This window comes from Maribacter sp. R77961, from assembly GCF_044594925.1.
Taxonomy (GTDB): Bacteria; Bacteroidota; Bacteroidia; order Flavobacteriales; family Flavobacteriaceae; genus Maribacter.
In genome coordinates this window covers 2,088,148-2,107,676 of sequence record NZ_CP138991.1, presented here as the reverse complement: position 1 = coordinate 2,107,676, position 19,529 = coordinate 2,088,148, and the positions used below count along the sequence as shown (strand labels likewise).

Annotated in this window: 19 protein-coding genes; 12 read left to right on the top strand and 7 right to left on the bottom strand. The window is 38.3% G+C overall.

All coding sequences use genetic code 11. The features are described from left to right. Positions 1 to 33: 33 nt before the first annotated feature. Entirely contained in the window at positions 34 to 873 is an 840-nt protein-coding gene (locus tag SJY09_RS09245; RefSeq protein WP_396635444.1) for an alpha/beta fold hydrolase, read from the bottom strand. A gap of 96 nt (positions 874 to 969) precedes the next feature. Between SJY09_RS09245 and SJY09_RS09240 the strand changes: the two genes are divergently transcribed. Then, entirely contained in the window at positions 970 to 1,392 is a 423-nt protein-coding gene (locus SJY09_RS09240) for a winged helix-turn-helix transcriptional regulator (RefSeq protein WP_396635443.1), read from the top strand. Between the two features lie 40 nt (positions 1,393 to 1,432). Here the strand turns inward: SJY09_RS09240 and SJY09_RS09235 are convergent, their stop codons facing one another. Together SJY09_RS09235 and SJY09_RS09230 are read right to left on the bottom strand one after the other, a co-directional pair. After that, complete coding sequence (locus SJY09_RS09235; protein WP_396635442.1) at positions 1,433 to 1,987, bottom strand: hypothetical protein; 555 nt, start codon at positions 1,985 to 1,987, stop codon at positions 1,433 to 1,435. Positions 1,988 to 2,070: 83 nt separating this feature from the next. Further along, positions 2,071 to 3,576 (bottom strand): helicase HerA-like domain-containing protein, encoded by a 1,506-nt coding sequence (locus SJY09_RS09230; protein WP_396635441.1) that lies wholly within the window; start codon positions 3,574 to 3,576, stop codon positions 2,071 to 2,073. Positions 3,577 to 3,758: 182 nt separating this feature from the next. On the opposite strand from SJY09_RS09230, the gene SJY09_RS09225 reads away from it, so the two are divergent. After that, the gene (locus SJY09_RS09225; protein WP_396635440.1) at positions 3,759 to 4,391 is read left to right on the top strand and encodes a 7-carboxy-7-deazaguanine synthase QueE; all 633 of its coding nucleotides are present in this window, start codon (positions 3,759 to 3,761) and stop codon (positions 4,389 to 4,391) included. A 195-nt stretch (positions 4,392 to 4,586) separates the two neighbouring features. On the opposite strand, the gene SJY09_RS09220 is transcribed toward SJY09_RS09225, so the two are convergent. Further along, positions 4,587 to 5,465: a hypothetical protein gene (locus tag SJY09_RS09220; RefSeq protein WP_396635439.1), complete on the bottom strand. Its 879-nt coding sequence runs from the start codon at positions 5,463 to 5,465 to the stop codon at positions 4,587 to 4,589. A 42-nt stretch (positions 5,466 to 5,507) separates the two neighbouring features. After that, positions 5,508 to 6,221 (bottom strand): class I SAM-dependent methyltransferase, encoded by a 714-nt coding sequence (locus SJY09_RS09215; RefSeq protein WP_396635438.1) that lies wholly within the window; start codon positions 6,219 to 6,221, stop codon positions 5,508 to 5,510. Positions 6,222 to 6,294: 73 nt separating this feature from the next. On the opposite strand from SJY09_RS09215, the gene SJY09_RS09210 reads away from it, so the two are divergent. The 3 genes from SJY09_RS09210 (at position 6,295) to SJY09_RS09200 (ending at position 7,977) form a co-directional block, all read left to right on the top strand. Further along, the gene (locus SJY09_RS09210) at positions 6,295 to 6,789 is read left to right on the top strand and encodes a YkgJ family cysteine cluster protein (RefSeq protein WP_396635437.1); all 495 of its coding nucleotides are present in this window, start codon (positions 6,295 to 6,297) and stop codon (positions 6,787 to 6,789) included. Between the two features lie 123 nt (positions 6,790 to 6,912). After that, positions 6,913 to 7,749, top strand: a complete 837-nt coding sequence (locus SJY09_RS09205) for a sterol desaturase family protein (RefSeq protein WP_396635436.1) — start codon at positions 6,913 to 6,915, stop codon at positions 7,747 to 7,749. Between the two features lie 57 nt (positions 7,750 to 7,806). After that, entirely contained in the window at positions 7,807 to 7,977 is a 171-nt protein-coding gene (locus SJY09_RS09200; protein WP_396635435.1) for a hypothetical protein, read from the top strand. On the opposite strand, the gene SJY09_RS09195 is transcribed toward SJY09_RS09200, so the two are convergent. After that, complete coding sequence (locus tag SJY09_RS09195) at positions 7,978 to 9,219, bottom strand: exo-beta-N-acetylmuramidase NamZ domain-containing protein (RefSeq protein WP_396635434.1); 1,242 nt, start codon at positions 9,217 to 9,219, stop codon at positions 7,978 to 7,980. It abuts the gene before it with no gap. Between SJY09_RS09195 and SJY09_RS09190 the strand changes: the two genes are divergently transcribed. From SJY09_RS09190 to SJY09_RS09160, 7 genes are all read left to right on the top strand, one after another. Beyond that, a complete protein-coding gene (locus SJY09_RS09190; RefSeq protein ID WP_396635433.1) occupies positions 9,220 to 10,461 on the top strand; it encodes an ABC transporter permease in 1,242 nt (413 codons plus the stop codon). A 32-nt stretch (positions 10,462 to 10,493) separates the two neighbouring features. Continuing rightward, positions 10,494 to 11,474, top strand: coding sequence for a PLP-dependent cysteine synthase family protein (locus SJY09_RS09185; RefSeq protein WP_396635432.1), 981 nt, complete (start codon positions 10,494 to 10,496; stop codon positions 11,472 to 11,474). 36 nt (positions 11,475 to 11,510) lie between these two features. Next, positions 11,511 to 12,908: a CotH kinase family protein gene (locus SJY09_RS09180; RefSeq protein ID WP_396635431.1), complete on the top strand. Its 1,398-nt coding sequence runs from the start codon at positions 11,511 to 11,513 to the stop codon at positions 12,906 to 12,908. A 9-nt stretch (positions 12,909 to 12,917) separates the two neighbouring features. Beyond that, on the top strand, positions 12,918 to 13,709 hold the full coding sequence (locus SJY09_RS09175) for an aldose 1-epimerase (protein ID WP_396635430.1): 792 nt from the start codon (positions 12,918 to 12,920) through the stop codon (positions 13,707 to 13,709). 22 nt (positions 13,710 to 13,731) lie between these two features. Beyond that, entirely contained in the window at positions 13,732 to 14,322 is a 591-nt protein-coding gene (locus SJY09_RS09170) for a DinB family protein (protein WP_396635429.1), read from the top strand. A gap of 88 nt (positions 14,323 to 14,410) precedes the next feature. Further along, positions 14,411 to 16,138, top strand: a complete 1,728-nt coding sequence (locus SJY09_RS09165) for a SulP family inorganic anion transporter (RefSeq protein WP_396635428.1) — start codon at positions 14,411 to 14,413, stop codon at positions 16,136 to 16,138. 123 nt (positions 16,139 to 16,261) lie between these two features. After that, a complete protein-coding gene (locus SJY09_RS09160) occupies positions 16,262 to 17,671 on the top strand; it encodes a rhodanese-like domain-containing protein (protein WP_396635427.1) in 1,410 nt (469 codons plus the stop codon). A gap of 457 nt (positions 17,672 to 18,128) precedes the next feature. Here SJY09_RS09160 and SJY09_RS09155 read toward each other — a convergent pair whose 3' ends face one another. Further along, positions 18,129 to 19,514: an exonuclease domain-containing protein gene (locus SJY09_RS09155; protein WP_396635426.1), complete on the bottom strand. Its 1,386-nt coding sequence runs from the start codon at positions 19,512 to 19,514 to the stop codon at positions 18,129 to 18,131. Positions 19,515 to 19,529 lie beyond the last annotated feature (15 nt).

Sequence of the window (19,529 nt, the reverse complement as noted above, 5' to 3'; positions counted from 1 at the left end):
AATAAAAGTAACGGATCGTGCAGAACTTCACAATTACTTGCTTAAAAATTGAACTATCTTTTCATTGACCTCGTCTTGATGCATGGAGTGTCCTAGTCCTTCCGTACTAATAAATTCACTGTTTTTCCAACTCTTATGCACTTGTTCGGAAGCGTGGTAGGGCGCTATTTTATCGAACCTATCATGGAACAACAGTCCTTCTTTGGTATTTGTTTGCGCGTAGCGAGAAGTTGAAAATTCGTGTATGGTAAAGCCAAACCTGTCTTTTATATAATCCGCCAAGGCATTGTAAACGCGAGAATTAAAATCTAGTAGTTGTTGAAAATGTGTCATGATTTCATGAAATTCTGAAGGAGAACCAATGGTGACCATTCTTTGAGTGCTCACATTTGCGTTCGCGTATTCGTTGTACAGTAAGGTCATTCCTCCTACGGAATGCCCCACGAGATGCTGAGGTTTAAATTTTATAATAAGTTCTTGGAGTACTTGTGCATATAGAGGAACATAAAGGTATCTACCTGAAGAATAGCCATGTGCAGGAGCATCAAAAGCAATAATATGATAGTTGGCTTTGGTAAGTTTTTCAATTAGCTTATGCCATCTCCACGTGTTACTTTCCCAACCATGAACTAATAGCACCGTTTCTCCACTTCCTTTCCATTCATAAAGTTGTATTTCATGATCAACAATAGGCAAAATTTCTTTTTTCTGTGGGTCTAGATAGGTTTTCTGATGTGGTAGTATACGTCCTTTTCTTACGGTACAAAAAATGTAGAAAGCCTTTTTTGCAGCTTTTGTTGGATTGGTTATGGCCAATAAATTCAGGAACATACCGTAAAGTTTTGGAATGAAATTGGCCAAGAGTTTTTTCATATGGTTACTTTTAGTAACTTAGTTTTTATTTGTAATCAAAAATACATAAATGATTTGTATTCACCATTGGTTACATAATTCTAATCTAGTATCGTAATGGAAACTATAATTGACAATCAGCAAGTTAAGACGGCAAAAAAATTAAAAAAAATGTTTGGTCATATCGATTATAGAAATCCACCGGAATTATGTCCAGTACGCGATGTGTTGGCCTTAGCCTCTGACAAATGGAGTATTCTTATCATTCTATATTTAGGTTACTTTCCTGTGTTGCGTTTTAATAAGCTGAAGAAATATGTCTACGGTATTTCCAATAAAGTACTAAGTGAACGTCTTAAAATGTTGGAGACAGATGGTTATCTGGTGAGGAAAATGTATCCCGAAGTTCCTATACGAGTAGAGTACAGTCTAAGTGATTTTGGAAAAAAGTACGTTGAAAAATTAATACAGCTTACGGAATGGATGCAGCTAAACAGTCCTAAAGTACTGAACAATAAAGAACGGTTTCAAATAAAATAATAGGTTTAAAGCGGGGTTTTATAAACGTAACGAACAACTTTTAATCCCACCCGATCATCATATACTTTATTTTGGCGGTATCCGGTATTTGTACTGCTTCAATATCTGTATTGGCTTTATAGCGCAGACTTGCGGGAAGCTCTGTTTTGTCAATAGTAAAATAAATATCATTATTCTTTAAAAGAATCACCACGTTGTTTAAGGAGGTAATTATCTTTTTTATTTGATAATTATCTTTAATATCCTTAAACGTACTATTTACATTTATGCCTTTGTCGGTGATGTATCTAGGGTCATTAACTTTTATATTTTGCACCGTCGGTATGCTGTCGGAATTTGGAGTTAAGGTCAATAGATGTGCACCTCCTTTTTCAAAAACCTTTATTTTACTTGCGCCACTTCCAAAGTTTAATTTTACCGTATCCATAACTAGAGAATCTTCAGCGTAAATAAGTTCCAGATCTCTAGCTAAAGTATTTTTGTTCAATTTTCCAACTTGATCGGAAGAAAGTATGAAGTTGCTGTTTTTTTTCTCTGTGCACTGCGTTAACAAAATACAGGAGAAAAGGATGATGATTGTTTTGATTGATTTCATGTACTACTATAATAATTTGAAATTAGATGTAATTTTCGTTGAATCGTCGAGGTTTTTATTAAAAATTTTATTTCGGAGCCTTCCTAACGCATTACTTTCTTTAACACGCCCAAAACACCTCTAATAAAAGTGGCACTGGTTAATACCTTTATAACCGGGTTTTGTCTTGTGCTCCTTCTTGTAGTTCTGCTTCTGGTCTTTGGCTTTGTCTTTTCCTTTGCAGCAAGAACTTCTGCTTTTTCAATTTTTTCATTTAATATTTCATAGGCACTTTCCCTATCGATTATCGCTCCATACTTTTTAACGAGACTTGACTTTTCAATGACATCCTTAAGTTCTTTTTCCGTTAAAATATCCATACGGCTCATCGGCGCCCGTAACATGGTTGCGGCCAATGGTGTTGGTCTTCCTTTTTCGTCTAATGCGGAGATAAGTGCTTCTCCAATGCCTAAGGAAGTAAGTACTTCTTTGGTATTGTAATATTCAGAGATCGGATAATTTTCAGCAGTTAATTTTATGGCTTTTCTGTCTCTTGCCGTAAAGGCTCTTAATGCATGTTGTACTTTGAGACCCAATTGGGCAAGTACTTCGTTGGGAACATCCGTAGGGTTCTGTGTTACAAAATAAAGCCCAATTCCTTTAGAACGAATGAGCTTAACAATACTTTCTATTTGGTCTAATAAAGCCTTGGATGCTTCTTTAAAGATAAGATGTGCCTCATCTATAAAAAGAATAAGTTCCGGTCTATCGCTATCCCCTTGTTCAGGAAAATTGGCATAGATTTCTGCCAAAAGACTTAGCATAAAGGTAGAAAAAAGTTTAGGTCTATCTTGAATATCCGTTAGTCTTAGAATATTTATATAACCCCTTCCGTTTTCATCTATTCTAGTAAGATCGTCTACTTCAAAAGATTTCTCGCCAAAAAATAAATCGGCACCCTGTTGCTCTAGCTCAATTATTTTTCTAAGTATAGTACCTGTGGAACTTGTAGAAATACGCCCATAGTCTTTGGTGAATTCCGCTTTTCCGGAGCCCGTTGCGTATTGTAAGACTTTTTTGAAGTCTTTTAAATCTAATAAGGGTAGTTTGTTATCATCACAATATTTAAAGATTACCGCAACGATTCCTTCCTGGGTCTCGGTAAGATCTAAAATACGAGATAATAATGTTGGTCCAAATTCAGATACCGTAGCTCTCATCTTAACTCCGTCCTGTTCCGATAAGGAAAGTATTTCCACTGGAAATTTTTTTGCTTCAAAAGGAATCCCGATTTTAGTGTGCCGTTCATCAATTTTAGGATGACCTGGGCTGGGTTGTGCTAGGCCACTTAAATCTCCTTTTAAATCCATTAATAAAACAGGAATTCCCTTATCGGATAAATTTTCCGCCAGTACTTGAAGCGTTTTTGTTTTCCCGGTTCCTGTTGCTCCTGCGATTAAACCATGACGATTTAACGTTTTGACTGGTATCTTTACCAGTGCATCTGTAATCGTCTCTTCGCCAAGCATAGCGGCTCCCATGGTAATAAAATCACCCTTGGTCGTATAGCCTTTTTCAATATGTGCAAAGAAATCTTCTTTGGAACCCATGTTATTTATTTTTGATAAAAATAGCTGATTTCTGAGCAATACAAAAGAAGAAGTACCGAGGTCTTATTAAATGTAATTAACACTACGTAGATTTTAATCTCCGTTTTGTTGAGACTAATACCTTCATTTACTTAAAGCGGCAATGCTATAATTTTAAAAAGCGTTATTCCTATCTTTGTACGATGGATAAACAGGACGTATTAAAATTAGTGGATAAGGGAGTTATGTTACCCTTGATGGAGGAGTTTTATACCATACAAGGAGAGGGTTTTCATAAAGGTACGGCAGCTTACTTTATACGGGTAGGTGGTTGTGATGTAGGGTGTCATTGGTGCGATGTGAAGGAAAGCTGGAATGCGGACACACATCCGCCAACCAATATTGATTTAATCGTTGCTAATGCTACAAAATATTCGGATACCATTGTAGTTACCGGTGGGGAACCACTGACTTGGGATATGGGACCATTAACTTCCGCTCTTAAACAGGAAAATCTAAAAACGCATATTGAAACCTCCGGTGCTTATCCTTTGACCGGTCTTTGGGATTGGATATGTTTGTCGCCCAAGAAGAATAAACTACCTGAAGGTAAGATATATGATGAAGCTCACGAACTGAAAATAATTATCTATAACAAGCACGATTTTATCTTTGCCGAGGAACAAGCAGCATTAACAAATGCTAATTGTATACTGTATTTGCAGCCAGAATGGAGCGTAAAGGATAAGGTGACCCCTTTAATTGTAGATTATGTGATGAAAAACCCAAAATGGAAAGTGTCCTTGCAGACCCATAAGTATTTGAACATACCTTAGAGTCAGTAGTCAGTAGTTATTAATAAGTGATATTAGTGAATTGGTATGGCTTATTTAAGCGTATGCTATTTCTGAAAAGAATATTTTACCATCAACCATCAACCATCAACCATCAACCATCAACCATCAACCATCAACCATCAACCATCAACCATCAAACCTTGTCCTGAGCTTAGTCGAAGGAATGAACCAGCATTAACGCCCTCCGTTGGCTTGTATATCCAAAATACACTCCGCATCTAGTCCTGGTGCCGCAGAATTCTTTCCTGTGTTCGACTGTAAGAGATTCAGTACATTTTGACCAGAAAGAATACAACCGGCTTTGATACCACCTTCATAACTACTTTTGGACGCTAAGATAGATGACCTGCCAGAAGGACCTCCAAACTGTAACTGGGCCCTCATTAAACAACCTTGCACGTTACAGTGATTGAGAGCATCAGGATCTTCATGATCGTTTATCGCAGGGGTACCCAGATTTACTAACCCGAACAAATGTCCGAATTCATGATTCAATGTGGCTGCTTCTACATCGGCGTTGGTAATGAAGGAGCTCTGCGCAGCCAATCGCCTAACTGTAACTTCGTGTATGACCATGGAGGTGTTTCTATAAACAGCGCCAAGCGTTACAATACCCTCATCACCTTCATCACCGACGGCAGGAGCATCGGCGAAATAAATATAGATAGCTAAAGTTTTTCCATTATTGTAGGCCGTTCTGTTTTCTCTTTCCAATTCATCAATTTCCTGTAAGGTTAAATTCTCCTCTTCTGGTGATTCTAACTCCGTATAAATTACCTCAATATCTTCTTTGAACGTGCGTTCCCGTAAAAAAGCTGTAAATTCTTGCATAGCGGCATTTGTAGGTCTAAAACCTGTGACAAACCCAATTTGTATGAGAATTTTATCGAAGGAAGCATTGGAAAGTATATCATTTGCAGAGTCCCCGGTAGCTAGAAGATTTGCAGTTTTGTCCACTTCTTGTTCTAGCTCAGGGGCATCATCATTATTTTTATTGCAAGAAATAGCTAATAATAATAAGGCCGATAAAAAAATACTTTGGAGCTTTTTCATAATCTTTTTTTTAATGTCTTAACGCAAAAAACGTGCCTGCTATTATTTTTTAAAGGATAATCTAGCTAAATAGTCGTAATGTTCGCCCTCACTTACAAGTTCGCAGGACAAATCGTTATAAAGGGCTGCGCGTTGTAAAGTGTTGTAGTCTAAATATAGCCAATTAAAATAGTTGCTTTTTTCTTTTTTGTACTCCATCTGAAACTGTACTTCTCCATAATAATCGAGGTTGTCAGGAATCCAAAACCCGCCGTCTTCATCGGTTTCGTACATGTAGACAATATCGCTAGAATCCAATAGAATTTGTCCCCCAGGTCTCAAAAGTGATTTGAGTTTATTCAGGAATACATCTAAATTTTTTAATTGCCCAGCGATACCGATTCCGTTCATAAGTAATAAAAGGGTGTCAAAGCTTTCTCCTTCTACATCAAAAATGTCACCGAGATGTGTTTCCTTTACTCCACGTGCTCGGCATACTGTTATTGCCCCGGCAGAATGGTCTAAACAAGTAATTTGCAATCCCTTGTTCTGTAAGTATAGGCCATGACTTCCAGCACCGGACCCAATGTCCAAGATGGTACCTTTGCATAGGGATAATGCTTGCTGTTCCAGAAAAGGCATTTCTTCAAAAGCTCTAAAAAGATAGGGTAGGGGCATCACATCTTCTTCGGCTAAAGAAGAATAGGTTTTGATGTCCTCGGTATAGTTTCCCGCTTGATAATCCAGTAGGGCCTTGCCAAAAATATCTTTCTTCAAATACGCTATTTTAAAAGTTAATCCTCACTTTTTAAGTACGACTTTGCTAGTTTTACGACATTAATGTGCGTTTATGGAACATGTCTTAAGGGAATTACCTAAAAAAGCAAAGGACAAACATACAGAAAACAAGAAGTTTTTTGCTAAGCTTAAAAAGAGACCGCCTAAAAATTTAGATTATATCATGCAGGAACTGCATGAGAAAGAATTTAAACGAACAGATTGTCTTACTTGTGCCAATTGCTGTAAGACCACTGGGCCACTCTTTACAAATGCTGATGTAGAAAGAATAGCAAAGCACTTTAGGATGAAACCTCAAAAATTCATTGCACAGTATTTACGTATGGATGAGGAGTATGATTTTGTATTACAAAAGGTACCTTGTACGTTTCTGGGAGCGGATAACCACTGTTCTATCTACGAAGTTAGACCAAAAGCTTGTAGAGAATTTCCTCATACGGATAGAAAAAAATTTCAACAAATAAGTCACCTTACACTTAAGAATGTCGCTATTTGTCCAGCTGCATTTAATATTGTGGAAAACATGAAGAAATTAATTAAAAACTAATACTTCCAGCTTTTTAGTGCCTTGTTTCTTACTAGCTAGCGTCTCTTGTCATGAGCGGAGTTTAAACAATCAACCTCAAAAACAGCGCGCTGTGTAAAACAACTAAATTATTATCTTTAGCCTATGGAGACTTTAATGACCTATTTTGAAACGATACCACCTTTACACCGCAGTTTAATTTTGGTAGGGGGAATTACTTTTTTTTGGATATTAGAGGGGATAGTGCCCCTGTTCAGTGTTAAATACAAAAAGTGGAAACACGCATTGCCTAATTTATTCTTTACTTTAACTACCATAATCATAAACTTCCCTTTGGCTTTCTTGCTATTGAAAACTTCGGATTGGACCATCCAAAACAATTTTGGGATTATCAATTGGCTTCCGGAAATGCCCTTATGGTTATATGTGGTTTTGGGGATTATGTTATTGGATTTGATCGGGGCATATACGGCACATTTGGTAGAGCATAAAGTAAAACCTTTATGGATGGTACACCTGGTACATCATTCCGACCACAATGTGGATACGACTACGGCTAATAGACATCATCCTTTAGAAAGTTTAATTAGATACCTGTTTACCCTCATTGGGGTATTCGTTGTGGGTGCGCCGGTAGGGATTATCATGCTATATCAAAGTATTTCTGTGGTGCTTTCCCAGTTTAATCATGCGAATATTAGTTTACCAAGAGGTTTGGATAAAGCCTTGAGTTGGGTAATCGTTTCGCCAGACATGCATAAGGTACACCACCATTTTGTGCTCCCCTATACGGATAGTAACTATGGGAACATTTTTTCTATATGGGACCGATTGTTCGGAACTTTTATGGAGCTAGAGCCGGAGAACATTACCTATGGGGTGGACACTTTTCCTGACGAAAAAGAGAACTCAAGTATCAAAGGACTTTTAAAACAACCTTTTCATAAATATCGTAGACCAACACAAATACATGCTGATTAACTGTTCTGCGCTCATGCACATTGATTTAAATTTCAATTAGAATTCTATGCTACAAAAATGGATAAGAATAGAGGTAATACGTCAAAAATGACTTTAGTAATTGGTGTTTGTGGTTTTGTAGCAGGAGTATTTCTAATATTTTCCGGAGAAACATTTATAGGAGTTGCTGGTTCAGTAGCTAGTGCAGGGCTTGCGCTCAAGGCATACAAAAATTCTAAATCAAGCTAACTATTTGTAAATTATATATTTCCTTCTAATTTCCTGAAACTCTTCTAAATCAGCCTGCCAAGTAGCTTTTATCTCAGTTTCTGAAAGACCTGCTTCAATTTGCTCTTGTAGTTTGGTGGTTCCGGCGTGTTTTGTAAATCCATCGGTAAGAAAAAATTTAGATTTGTCGGTACAGTTTTGATAGGCTTCTATTATCCATTTTAAAGTGAATTCGTTCATTCTAGCTGTTCTGGATAAATCCGAGCCATAACAGGTTTTACCTTCTTCTTTAGGATATTTAGAACCAAAATTAGGTTCTGGAACATAACTAAAATCATATTTGGTGGAATCTAAAAATGAAGCCCCATACCGCTGAAATTGAAACTCGGTACCACGACCGGCATTGACGTTAGTTCCTTCAAAAAGTCCAAGACTAGGATACAAAGTAATAGCAGTGTCATTGGGTAGATTCGGAGATGGTCTAATAGGTAAGTGGTATGCAATGTTGCGCGACCAGTTTTCTAAAGGAATAACAGTTAAATCGGTCTTTTTCCCATCTGTCAGCCAACCTTCTTCGTTTATCATTTGGGCATACTCACCAATGGTCATCCCATAAACAAGCGGTATTTTCGTCATGCCCAAAAAACTAGTGTGTTCCGCTTTCATGGTAGGTCCGCCGATATAATGCGCATTTGGGTTAGGTCTATCTAAAACAAGCACGGGTATACCTGCTTCTGCGCAGGCCTCCATCACCAATTGCATTGTGGCGATATAGGTGTAAAAACGTACGCCTACATCCTGAATATCAAAGAGCACTAAATCTATATCATTTAATTGCGATGGTGTGGGCTTTCTGTTCTTGCCGTGAAGGGATTTTATGGGCAAGCCAGTTCGTGTATCTAGACCGTCCTTTACTTTTTCCCCTGCATCGGCCTTACCACGAAAACCATGTTCCGGGGAAAAGACTTTTTTAATATCAATTTGTAAACTCAGTAAAGAATCTACCAAATGGGTATACCCTGTGTCTTTATAGAGGACACTCGTCTGGTTAGCTACTACGGCTATCTTTTTACCTTTTATTAAAGGAAGGTAAATCGCGGTTCTATTGGCGGCAACCATAATTTTTTCCGGAGCTGTTTCCGTAGGTATTTCTAACGTATTTTCTGTCTGTGCAGTGGTATTCTTAGCTGGGTTTCCGCAGGAAGCACATATTAAAAACGATAATAAAACTGTACTTTTGAAATTGGATAAAAATAATATCATTTGAACCTAGAATATTTTATCGCCAAACGGCTTATTACGGGTAAGGAGCATAAAATTAGCATTTCCGCACCAATAATAAAAATAGCTATTACAGCTATTGTCCTTGGTATTATTATGATGCTGATCGCCATTGCAACGGGGGTAGGCTTAAAGCATAAAATCAGGGAAAAAGTAACAGCGTTCAATGGGCATGTGCAAATTTCTAATTATGACAACAATAGTTCTGAGATATCCGTAACCCCCATATCAAAAAATCAAGATTTTTATCCGGAATTTAAATCTGTTTCGGGTATTGAACATATACAGGCGGTTGCCACCAAAGGAGGCATAATTAGAACCGCGGATACTTTTGAAGGTATTATAGCCAAAGGGGTCGGGAGTGATTTTAATTGGAGCGCAATAGCAGAGTTTCTGGTGGAAGGCACATTGCCTAACTATGGCGGAAATATTAATGATGAGGTGCTTATTTCTCGTATCTCCGCAAGTCGCCTTGGACTTAAGAACGGAGATTCCTTTTTTACTTTTTTTCTTCGGGATGATGATACTAATAAGATTCCAAATCAACGTAAGTTTACCATTAAAGGTATTTATGATAGTGGTTTTGAAGAGATAGACAGCCGATTTATCTTTATAGACATTCGCCATATACAACGTATGAATAAATGGGATTCCGATGAAATTGGGAATTTTGAAATTTTTTTAGAAAGCTTTGATGATATAGATGCTAAAAGCGCAGAGATATACGGTAAGACCGTATCCAGTTTAAATACGCGAACATTAAAGGATAAATACTATAAGATTTTTGAGTGGATCGGTCTATTCGATTTTAATATTGCATTAATCATAGGTATTATGATCATTGTCGGTGGTATAAATATGATTACTGCACTTTTGGTACTTATTTTAGAGCGAACATCCATGATCGGTATTTTGAAAGCATTGGGTACTACTAATTGGAGTATTAGAAAGGTGTTTCTTTATAACGCTGCTTATTTAATAGGGGTAGGACTATTCTGGGGAAATCTTATCGGCTTAGGAATTATTATTGCGCAAGACCAGCTAAAGCTTTTTAAATTTCCAAATCCTAAGGAGTATTACATAGAATACATACCGGTGCATATAGATGTCATGACGGTTATTTTGTTAAATGTGGGCGTGTTGGTGTTATGCTTATTGATGCTACTCATACCTTCCTATATCATCACTAAAATAACACCTGTAAAGGCCATAAGGTTCGAATAAATAAATGGAGCGAAGCAATTGAATATATGAAAATGAAATACGCAGAAAACATATTGGAAACCATTGGGAACACTCCTTTGGTTAAACTGAACAAGCTAACCGCAGCACTTCCCTGCTTAGTACTTGCAAAGTATGAAACCTTTAACCCGGGGAATTCGGTAAAGGACCGTATGGCACTACAAATGGTCTTGGATGCGGAAGCGGCCGGAGTGTTGAAACCTGGAGGAACTATAATAGAAGGTACGTCTGGCAATACAGGGATGGGCTTGGCTTTAGCGGCAACTATTAGAGGTTATAAGATGATCTGTGTCATTAGCGATAAGCAGTCCAAGGAGAAAATGGATATTCTAAGGGCCGTTGGTAGCGAAGTTCATGTGTGCCCAACGGATGTTGCTCCGGAAGACCCACGGAGTTATTACAGCACGGCCAAAAGACTTGCTAAGGAAATACCTAATTCGTGGTACGTAAATCAATATGATAATCCATCTAACTGCAAGGCACATTTTTTAAGTACTGGCCCTGAAATATGGGAACAGACGGCCGGGAAGGTTACCCATTTTGTTGTGGGCGTTGGTACTGGAGGTACTATTTCTGGAGTAGGTTCTTATTTAAAAATGAAGAATCCCAATATAAAAATATGGGGAATAGATACCTATGGTTCTGTTTTTAAAAAGTATCATGAAACTGGTATTTTCGACGAGAAAGAAATCTACCCTTATATAACGGAGGGCATTGGTGAGGATATTTTGCCACTAAATGTAAATTTTGGGGTTATCGATGGTTTCACCAAGGTAACGGACAAAGATGCCGCAGTGTATACGCAGCGTTTGGCAAAAGAGGAGGCTATGTTTTTAGGGAACTCAGCGGGTGCGGCAATTAAAGGTTTATTGCAATTAAAAAAGCATTTTACCAAAGACGATGTCGTGGTGGTGCTCTTCCATGATCATGGTAGTCGTTATGTCGGAAAAATGTTCAATGATGAGTGGATGAAAGAACAGGGTTTTCTGGAATAAGTACATTTTTAAGTATCTTAGAAATAAAAAATAATTATGAGAACGCTACAATCTTCCCCATATAAAGCACTGCGTTACGTAGCACTCTGTCTCGTTATGTTATATATTTCTGGTTGTAGTTCGGATGACCCCTTACCTGAGAAAGAAGTGGAAGAAATTGAAGTTCCTGAGGTTATTGAGTTGCCACTACTAGCTATTTCTACGAATGGTAATGAGATTGTAGACGAACCAAAGTCAGATGCTACTTTTGTCATTTCAAAGTCAGATGTTATTTCCTACGAGGGGAATATGGGTATAGAAATCAGGGGTGCTTCTTCTCAGTTTTTTCCTAAAAAATCTTTTGGATTTGAAACTAGGGATGCGGTCAATGAGGATTTGGACGTATCACTTTTAGATTACCCCGAGGAAGAAGACTGGATACTCTATGCGCCTTACAGTGATAAATCCTTAATGCGGAATATGCTGATTTATGATTTGTCCAGAGCCATGCAGCGCTATGCTAGCAGAACCCAGTTTGTTGAGGTTTCCATTAACGGTATTGATCAAGGCGTTTATGTGTTCATGGAGAAGTTGAAACGAGATTCTAATCGTATCGATATCAATAAGCTAAAGGAGGACGAAAACTCTGGAGATGACCTTACAGGCGGTTATATTCTGAAGATTGATAAAACAGCTGGTGCCAATTTGGGTGAGGGTTATAATGACCAGAATTCATTCGCTTCGGAATATACCCCATTGGATGCCACTTTAGGACAGGAAATCAACTTTTTATATGAAGAGCCGGATGCGGAAGATATCACTACAGCGCAAAAGGGCTATATTTCCAACTATATTGCAGCTTTTGAAAACGCCCTTGCTTCGGACAATTTTGCCGATACGGAAACAGGTTATGCTGCGTACATCGATGTAGATAGTTTTATAGACTTCTTTATTTTGAATGAGCTCTCAAATAATGTAGATGGGTATCGACTAAGTACTTTTATGCATAAGGATAAAAACGAAAAGTTGAAGATGGGTCCTATATGGGATTTTAACCTGGCCTTTGGAAATGCCGATTATTGCGATGGAGGAGCCACTAATGTTTGGGCCTATAAATTTAATGAGCGATGTCCAGAAGATTTTTGGCAGATTCCCTTCTGGTGGGAACGCCTAATGGAGGACCCGGCTTACGTGGCAAGGTTAAAAGCCCGTTGGAACGAACTCCGTGGTGGCGTATTATCTGATAGTGCCATCTTTGGTAGCGTGGATACCTACACCACCACTTTAATCCAATCTGGTGCTGTCGATGCTAATTTTAATCTCTGGCCCGTTCTGGGTGTGTACGTATGGCCTAATAATTTTGTTGGTAATACCTATGCAGAAGAGCTTGGTTATCTAAATGATTGGATAGGTGACCGCCTTAGTTGGATGGATTCTCAAATAGATACGCTGTAACCACTTTTAATGCATAACAAAAATATGACCGCACTTAGACTAGGAAAGCAATCCGTACAAATTGATGAAGGGGAATTGGTAAGCTATTCGGTTTCTGGTCACGAATTTATACATCAAAAAGGGAGTCCAGGTTGGCGTAATGCAGATACCGAAATGTTTCCCATAATAGGGCCTACGAACGAGGCTAATTTCAAGGTAATGACTCCAAAGAGCGCTGCTATTCAGGACCAGCACGGTTTACTGAGAGAAATGAGGTATGAAGGAATACATCAAACTGAAACAAAAGCTACTTTCGAGAAGAAGTACGTGGCCCATACGCCGGTTAAAAATTCTAAATATCCATCAAAGTCGACCGAAGAAAAATTAGCCTGGCCCTATGATTTTGGATTTCAAAAATCTTTTGAACTTACAGAAAACGGATTAGCCGTTGTTTTTAATATCTCAGGTGAAAAGGGTATGCCTTTTATGTTAGGCTATCATCCTGCTTTTAAACTAGGGAGCAAAAAGCCTATTATTTCAACACAGGAAAAAAGCATTACTCTAGATGAGGTTATAGCCGTTGGGAGTAGGGCTTTTCAAGTCCCTGATTGTGCACAAATACTATTAAAAGACGAAAAGTCCTTGGAGATTACAACACAAGGATTTGGAAATTTTATGCTGTGGACAGAAGTTAACAATATGGTTTGTATAGAACCTATTACTTTTTATCCCTATGCAGTGCCTCAAGAACAACTTCATTTGGGCTTTGAAAAATTGGGGACAGCACCTAAAACGTTTAGTGTATTCATAAAACCGTTTTAGGACAAAATTCTCATCATTAGAAATGAAAAAAATCATATTTGTTTGTAGTATCGTCTTAAGTAATGTTATGGGTGCCCAAGAAAAACCGAATCCCGAGGCGTATTATGCCACAATACCAGATGCACCAAAAGAATATACCGCTGGAGCCGTGGTGTCTCGGATGATAGATGGTCTTGGGTTCAGGTACTACTGGGCTACAGAAGGTTTAAGGGAAGTAGACTTAGATTACAAACCTACGGAGGAGTCTAGAACTATGGTGCAGACTATAGACCATTTGTACGGACTGTCCAAAACTATAATGAATTCTGCAAAGCAGCAACCTACCGATTATACCACAGCGCAAGCGGAACTAAGTTATGAGGAAAAAAGACAGGCCACTTTAGCGAACTTTAAGGTAGCGAGCGCCTTGTTTTTAAAGTCTTCCGATTTATCCCAACATAAAATTATATTTATCCGCACCCAAGGTAGTTCTGAATTTCCTTTTTGGAACCACATCAACGGCCCTATAGAAGATGCTATTTGGCATGCTGGGCAGATTGTGGTGTTGCGCAGGGCATCAGGCAACCCTATCAACCCCAAGGTGAATGTATTTTTAGGGAAACTCAATGATTAAAAAGGTTTTCCGGTATTAAATTTATAGGGTTAGTGTGCTTATAGTATCAATCCTCGATTGTACTGCCAATATTGATTAACTTTGTGCTGTGCAACGTATTCTACCTATTTTTTCATGGATAGCTACCTATAAGAAGACAAATTTCCTTAAGGATTTAATTGCTGGGTTAACCGTAGGTATTGTGCTGGTGCCACAAGGTATGGCCTATGCTATGATTGCGGGACTACCACCTGTTTATGGACTATATGCGTCACTTTTTCCGGTTATTACCTATGCTTTTTTAGGAACCTCTAGGAAAATAGCTGTTGGTCCCGTAGCAATGGATTCTCTACTTGTCGCTGCTGGTCTTGGAACTTTGGCCATATCCGGTGTGGAAAATTATATCGCAATGGTAGTGGTTCTGGCCTTAATGGTCGGGGCCATTCAATTTTTACTGGGCTTATTCAGAATGGGTTTTTTAGTGAATTTTTTATCCAAACCTGTTATTAACGGCTTTACCTCTGCGGCAGCGGTTATAATAATCCTAAGTCAATTAAAACACTTATTAGGTGCGGAAATTTCGGGGAGTAGTCGTTTTCATGAGCTACTTCAAAATGCAATCCAGAAAGTAGGTGATACCAATCCGTACGATTTGGGTATTGGGCTTTTGGGTATCGTACTGATAATTCTTTTCAAGAAATGGAATAAGAATATTCCCATTATCCTAATCATAGTATTACTTGGTATCCTAGGAGTTTATCTTTGGGATTTAAAATTATATGGAGTGGAATTGGTGGGAGAAATACCGCAGGGATTACCATCGTTTGTACTACCAGATTTAAAGCTAGAAGATGTTAAACGGTTATGGCCAATTGCCTTGGCTTTAGCCTTGGTGGGTTATTTAGAGGCAATTTCCATCGGTAAGGCATTGGAGGAAAAAGGTGGAGAGGAGACTATTGTAGCAAATCAAGAATTAATTGCTTTAGGCGCATCCAATATGGTAGGCTCTCTTTTTCAAGCATATCCTGTAACGGCCAGTTTTTCCCGTTCTGCTATTAATTATGAAACCGGGGCAAAAACACTATTATCCTCCCTGTTTAGTGTAGCTTTAGTGGTGATAACCCTGTTGTTTTTAACGCCTATTTTTCAGTATTTACCCAATGCTATCTTGGCCAGTATTATCATGGTTTCGGTTTTTAGTTTAATTGATTTAAAATATGCGAAAAGTTTATGGAACAACAGACGGGATGAGTTCATTATACTTATCATAACGTTCTTGAGTACGCTTTTTATAAGTATAACCGTGGGTATTTTAATTGGAGTGCTTTGTTCACTATTGCTCATGGTATACCGTACTTCAAATCCACATTTTGCGGTATTAGGAAATATTAAAAATACGGACTACTATAAGAACATAAGGCGTTTCGGAGATGAGGTTCAGGTGAGGGAAGATTTATTAATTGTGCGTTTTGATGCGCAGTTGTATTTTGGCAACGCTACTTATTTTAAAAAGGAACTTTTAAGACATGTGTCTGAAAAAGGTACCGACCTAAAAGCGGTTATCTTAAATGCTGAAGCGATAAACTATATTGATGCTACTGGTGCAGATATGTTAACGAAGCTAATTAATGAGATTCATACAGCGGGATTACAATTTTACATTGCCGGCGCCATAGGCCCTACCCGCGATATTATCTTTAGTTCAGGAATTATTAATGAATTGCATAGAGAATATCTTTTTGTTAAGACTAAGGAGGCCGTTTCGTTCTTTGATGACCCAAAAGCGGTTTCCATAGTAGGTTCTAGGGTAGCCTATGAAAACAGTAAGAGGAAATGACAATTATCATGAAATCAAAGCAGGTAATTCCTGTATTTTTGTAGCAGTTATTACGCTAGTTTATTATAGAACATTTGATTTTTAGAGATTTTCGTTCATGCGAAAAAGTAAAAGAATAGTAAGATGAAAATAGAACAGATTTATACGGGGTGTCTGGCACAGGGTGCGTATTATATTGAGAGTGATGGCGAAGTCGCCATTATTGACCCGTTACGAGAGGTAACACCCTATATAGAAAGAGCCAAGGCGGCTAATGCTACCATAAAATATATTTTCGAGACACATTTTCACGCAGATTTTGTTAGCGGTCACGTAACCCTCTCGAAAGAGACAGGTGCACCTATAATTTATGGCCCTACTGCAAATCCCTCTTTTGAGGCTGTTATTGCCGAGGATGGTCAAGAGTTTCGTTTGGGTAAACTTACGATTAAGACTTTGCACACTCCGGGGCACACTATGGAAAGTACTACTTACCTATTAAAAGATGAAAATGGTAAAGACCATGCTATTTTCTCTGGTGATACCTTATTTCTCGGAGATGTAGGTAGACCAGATTTAGCACAAAAAGCGGCGCACTTAACCCAGGAACAGTTAGCGGAAACTCTTTATGATAGCTTACGGAACAAGATAATGCCCTTAGCGGATGATGTTATCGTGTACCCCGCTCATGGTGCGGGATCTGCCTGTGGTAAAAATATGATGAAAGAGACGGTGGATACTCTGGGTAATCAAAAAAAGATGAACTATGCCCTTAGGGCGAATATGACCAAGCCGGAGTTTGTAAAAGAAGTGACGGACGGGCTTCTTCCTCCGCCTAAATACTTTCCCCTTAATGTAAAGATGAATAAAGAGGGTTACGAAGATATTTCCGAGGTTTTAGATAGGGGAATGAGAGCTTTGACTCCACAAGAGTTTGAGTTCGCCGCAAATGAAACCGAGGCTTTAGTGCTTGATGTAAGAACACAGGCAGATTTTGTGAAGCAACACATTCCAAGATCAATTTTCATTGGTCTTAATGGTGATTTTGCTCCGTGGGTTGGCGCTTTGATAGCAGATACCAAGCAGCCTTTGCTCTTGGTTGCTCCTAAAGGAAAAGAAGAGGAGGCGGTCACCCGATTGTCAAGAGTTGGGTTTGATGGAACCATAGGGTATCTAAACGGAGGATTGAATGCATGGGTGGAAGCTGGTAAGGAGACGGATAGTATTATTTCTGTAACTGCTTCCGAGGTTAAAGCGAAACTCGCTCGGAAAAAAGTTCCGGTGTTCGATGTTAGAAAGGAAGGAGAGTTTCTTTCCGAACATTTGGAATCCGCTACGCATACCCCGCTAAGTAATTTGAATGACTATCTAGCCGATTTCCCTGAGAAGGAGCCCTTCTTTTTACATTGTGCCGGTGGTTACCGTTCTGTAATCGCTGCATCTATTTTAAAGAGTAGGGGAATTCATAATTTAATAGATGTTGCAGGTGGTTTTGGTGCTTTAAAAAAAGAGGGACTAAAGATGACCGATTATGTCTGTCCTAGCACATTATAGTCCAAGGCGTTCCTATAGCGTTACAAAAATTAAATATACGTACTTGTTTAGCCTGAAATATTCATTATTTTAGGCTTTTCTTTGAGAAATCATTAAATGTTAAAAAAAACTTAATGATTCGTTAAAATTTTAAAAATATTATTAATACCTTTAAGTAGGATTTGTATTACAGCAATGATTAAAAATTTTATTGAACGTATAGGAGCAATGAATTGCATATTGCTTTTAGTAGTCCTATCCATAATCGTAGTCTCTGAGGTTTTGTTTCTCAGCGGAAAAAAATTAGATGCCATTTTTATAGCTTTTTGGGCACCCACCATCCTTGGTTTTATGAACTATCTGAAATATAAGAAGTAGTGGATTTTATTTTATTGTATTCGATTTTTGTTGGAATCATATTTATGATATGGTTGCTCTTTGTCGTTCGTATGTATAAGAAAATGAACGATTAACGCTCCTACACGCTTAGTTTTTCCTTAGTAATTTCAAGAACTTTAGACGGATTTTTACGTACGAATGACTCCACCAGTCGTTGTGTTTCCAGTGTATTTTTTTGTGGGATAAGGTAAAAGTCTAAATCATTTGGGTGATCTATCTGTATATCGCTTGGGACAAAGCCATAACCTGAGTACACCCCGTTAGCTACGATAATAAAAGCTACTTCTTCCTTAGTTCTTCCTTTTAATTTTATGATATAGTCCTCTTTGCTATTCCTTAAAGATGAAATGGCCTTTAGAACTTTGGTATTATATGCTTCTAAACGTGATAGGTCCGTGCATATGCCAATACACTGTTTTATCTTATAATGCGAGCAGGAGCTTATATTTTCTTGCAGATGGCAGTACTTTGGACATAACCCATGGGTTTCACAGAGCGCCTCCATATAAAGGCGGCACTCGGTAGTGCTATAAAAAATAGCTAAGGCATTAGGAGCCATTTTTAATTTGTTATAGGCCAAATGCAGTATTCCACTTCTATCTTCATAATAAAAGATGCCATATTGCTGAATGTTGCGCTTTTGAGCGCTATTGTATTTGGGGTAGTGCTTTTTTATTTCACTAGACTCCAATAATAGGGCAATAAGCTCGCTGCCCGTTTCTTCAAAATCGAGAAATGCCGTATCTCCGCATAAAGCTAGTTCTTTAGTGGCCTTATCGTAAAAGTGGCTTAGCACTCTTTTCTTAATGTTTATCGCTTTTCCTACGTAGATTATTTTCCCTTTAGCATCTTTAAAATAATAAACGCCTGGTGTACTCGGTAATTTTTCAAATTCAGCTTTGGGTAGTGCAGGGGGTAAGGTGGCTTCTTGGGAACGTGCGTTAAGAAATGTTTTAAAAACGCTTTCCGCGGATGGAGACCTTAATAATTTATGAAAGAGTAAAACAGTGGCGTGGGCATCGCCTCGCGCCCTATGGCGGTCGGTTAAAGGAATGCCTATTGCCGAGCATAATTTGCCTAGGCTATACGAATTATAGCCTGGTAATAGTTTTCTAGATAAGCGAACGGTGCATAATTTTTTTCTAGAAAACTCCAGACCAATTCCTTTGAGTTCGTTTTTGATGACGTTGTAGTCAAAATTTACACTATGTGCAACGAAAATGGTATCTGCGGTTATCTCAAGTATCTTAGGAGCAATATCTTCTAGCTTAGGTGCGTCTCTTACCAGCGCATTATCAATACCTGTAAGACCGGTTATAAAATAAGGAATTTCGCACTCTGGATTTACAAGGGACGTAAATTCGTCCACGATCTCATGTCCATCAAATTTAAAAATGGATATTTCGGTAATGCGGTTACCTTTTATTCCGTTTCCGGTAGTTTCTATGTCTACTATACAGTACAATGCGAGCTTTTTGTT

Excerpts from the sequence above, each read along its gene's own strand:
- SJY09_RS09245 (WP_396635444.1), bottom strand. The coding sequence starts at position 873 with ATGAAAAAACTCTTGGCCAATTTCATTCCAAAACTTTACGGTATGTTC.
- SJY09_RS09240 (WP_396635443.1), top strand. The coding sequence starts at position 970 with ATGGAAACTATAATTGACAATCAGCAAGTTAAGACGGCAAAAAAATTA.
- SJY09_RS09235 (WP_396635442.1), bottom strand. The coding sequence starts at position 1,987 with ATGAAATCAATCAAAACAATCATCATCCTTTTCTCCTGTATTTTGTTA.
- SJY09_RS09230 (WP_396635441.1), bottom strand. The coding sequence starts at position 3,576 with ATGGGTTCCAAAGAAGATTTCTTTGCACATATTGAAAAAGGCTATACG.
- SJY09_RS09225 (WP_396635440.1), top strand. The coding sequence starts at position 3,759 with ATGGATAAACAGGACGTATTAAAATTAGTGGATAAGGGAGTTATGTTA.
- SJY09_RS09220 (WP_396635439.1), bottom strand. The coding sequence starts at position 5,465 with ATGAAAAAGCTCCAAAGTATTTTTTTATCGGCCTTATTATTATTAGCT.
- SJY09_RS09210 (WP_396635437.1), top strand. The coding sequence starts at position 6,295 with ATGGAACATGTCTTAAGGGAATTACCTAAAAAAGCAAAGGACAAACAT.
- SJY09_RS09205 (WP_396635436.1), top strand. The coding sequence starts at position 6,913 with ATGGAGACTTTAATGACCTATTTTGAAACGATACCACCTTTACACCGC.
- SJY09_RS09200 (WP_396635435.1), top strand. The coding sequence starts at position 7,807 with ATGGATAAGAATAGAGGTAATACGTCAAAAATGACTTTAGTAATTGGT.
- SJY09_RS09195 (WP_396635434.1), bottom strand. The coding sequence starts at position 9,219 with ATGATATTATTTTTATCCAATTTCAAAAGTACAGTTTTATTATCGTTT.
- SJY09_RS09185 (WP_396635432.1), top strand. The coding sequence starts at position 10,494 with ATGAAATACGCAGAAAACATATTGGAAACCATTGGGAACACTCCTTTG.
- SJY09_RS09180 (WP_396635431.1), top strand. The coding sequence starts at position 11,511 with ATGAGAACGCTACAATCTTCCCCATATAAAGCACTGCGTTACGTAGCA.
- SJY09_RS09175 (WP_396635430.1), top strand. The coding sequence starts at position 12,918 with ATGCATAACAAAAATATGACCGCACTTAGACTAGGAAAGCAATCCGTA.
- SJY09_RS09170 (WP_396635429.1), top strand. The coding sequence starts at position 13,732 with ATGAAAAAAATCATATTTGTTTGTAGTATCGTCTTAAGTAATGTTATG.
- SJY09_RS09160 (WP_396635427.1), top strand. The coding sequence starts at position 16,262 with ATGAAAATAGAACAGATTTATACGGGGTGTCTGGCACAGGGTGCGTAT.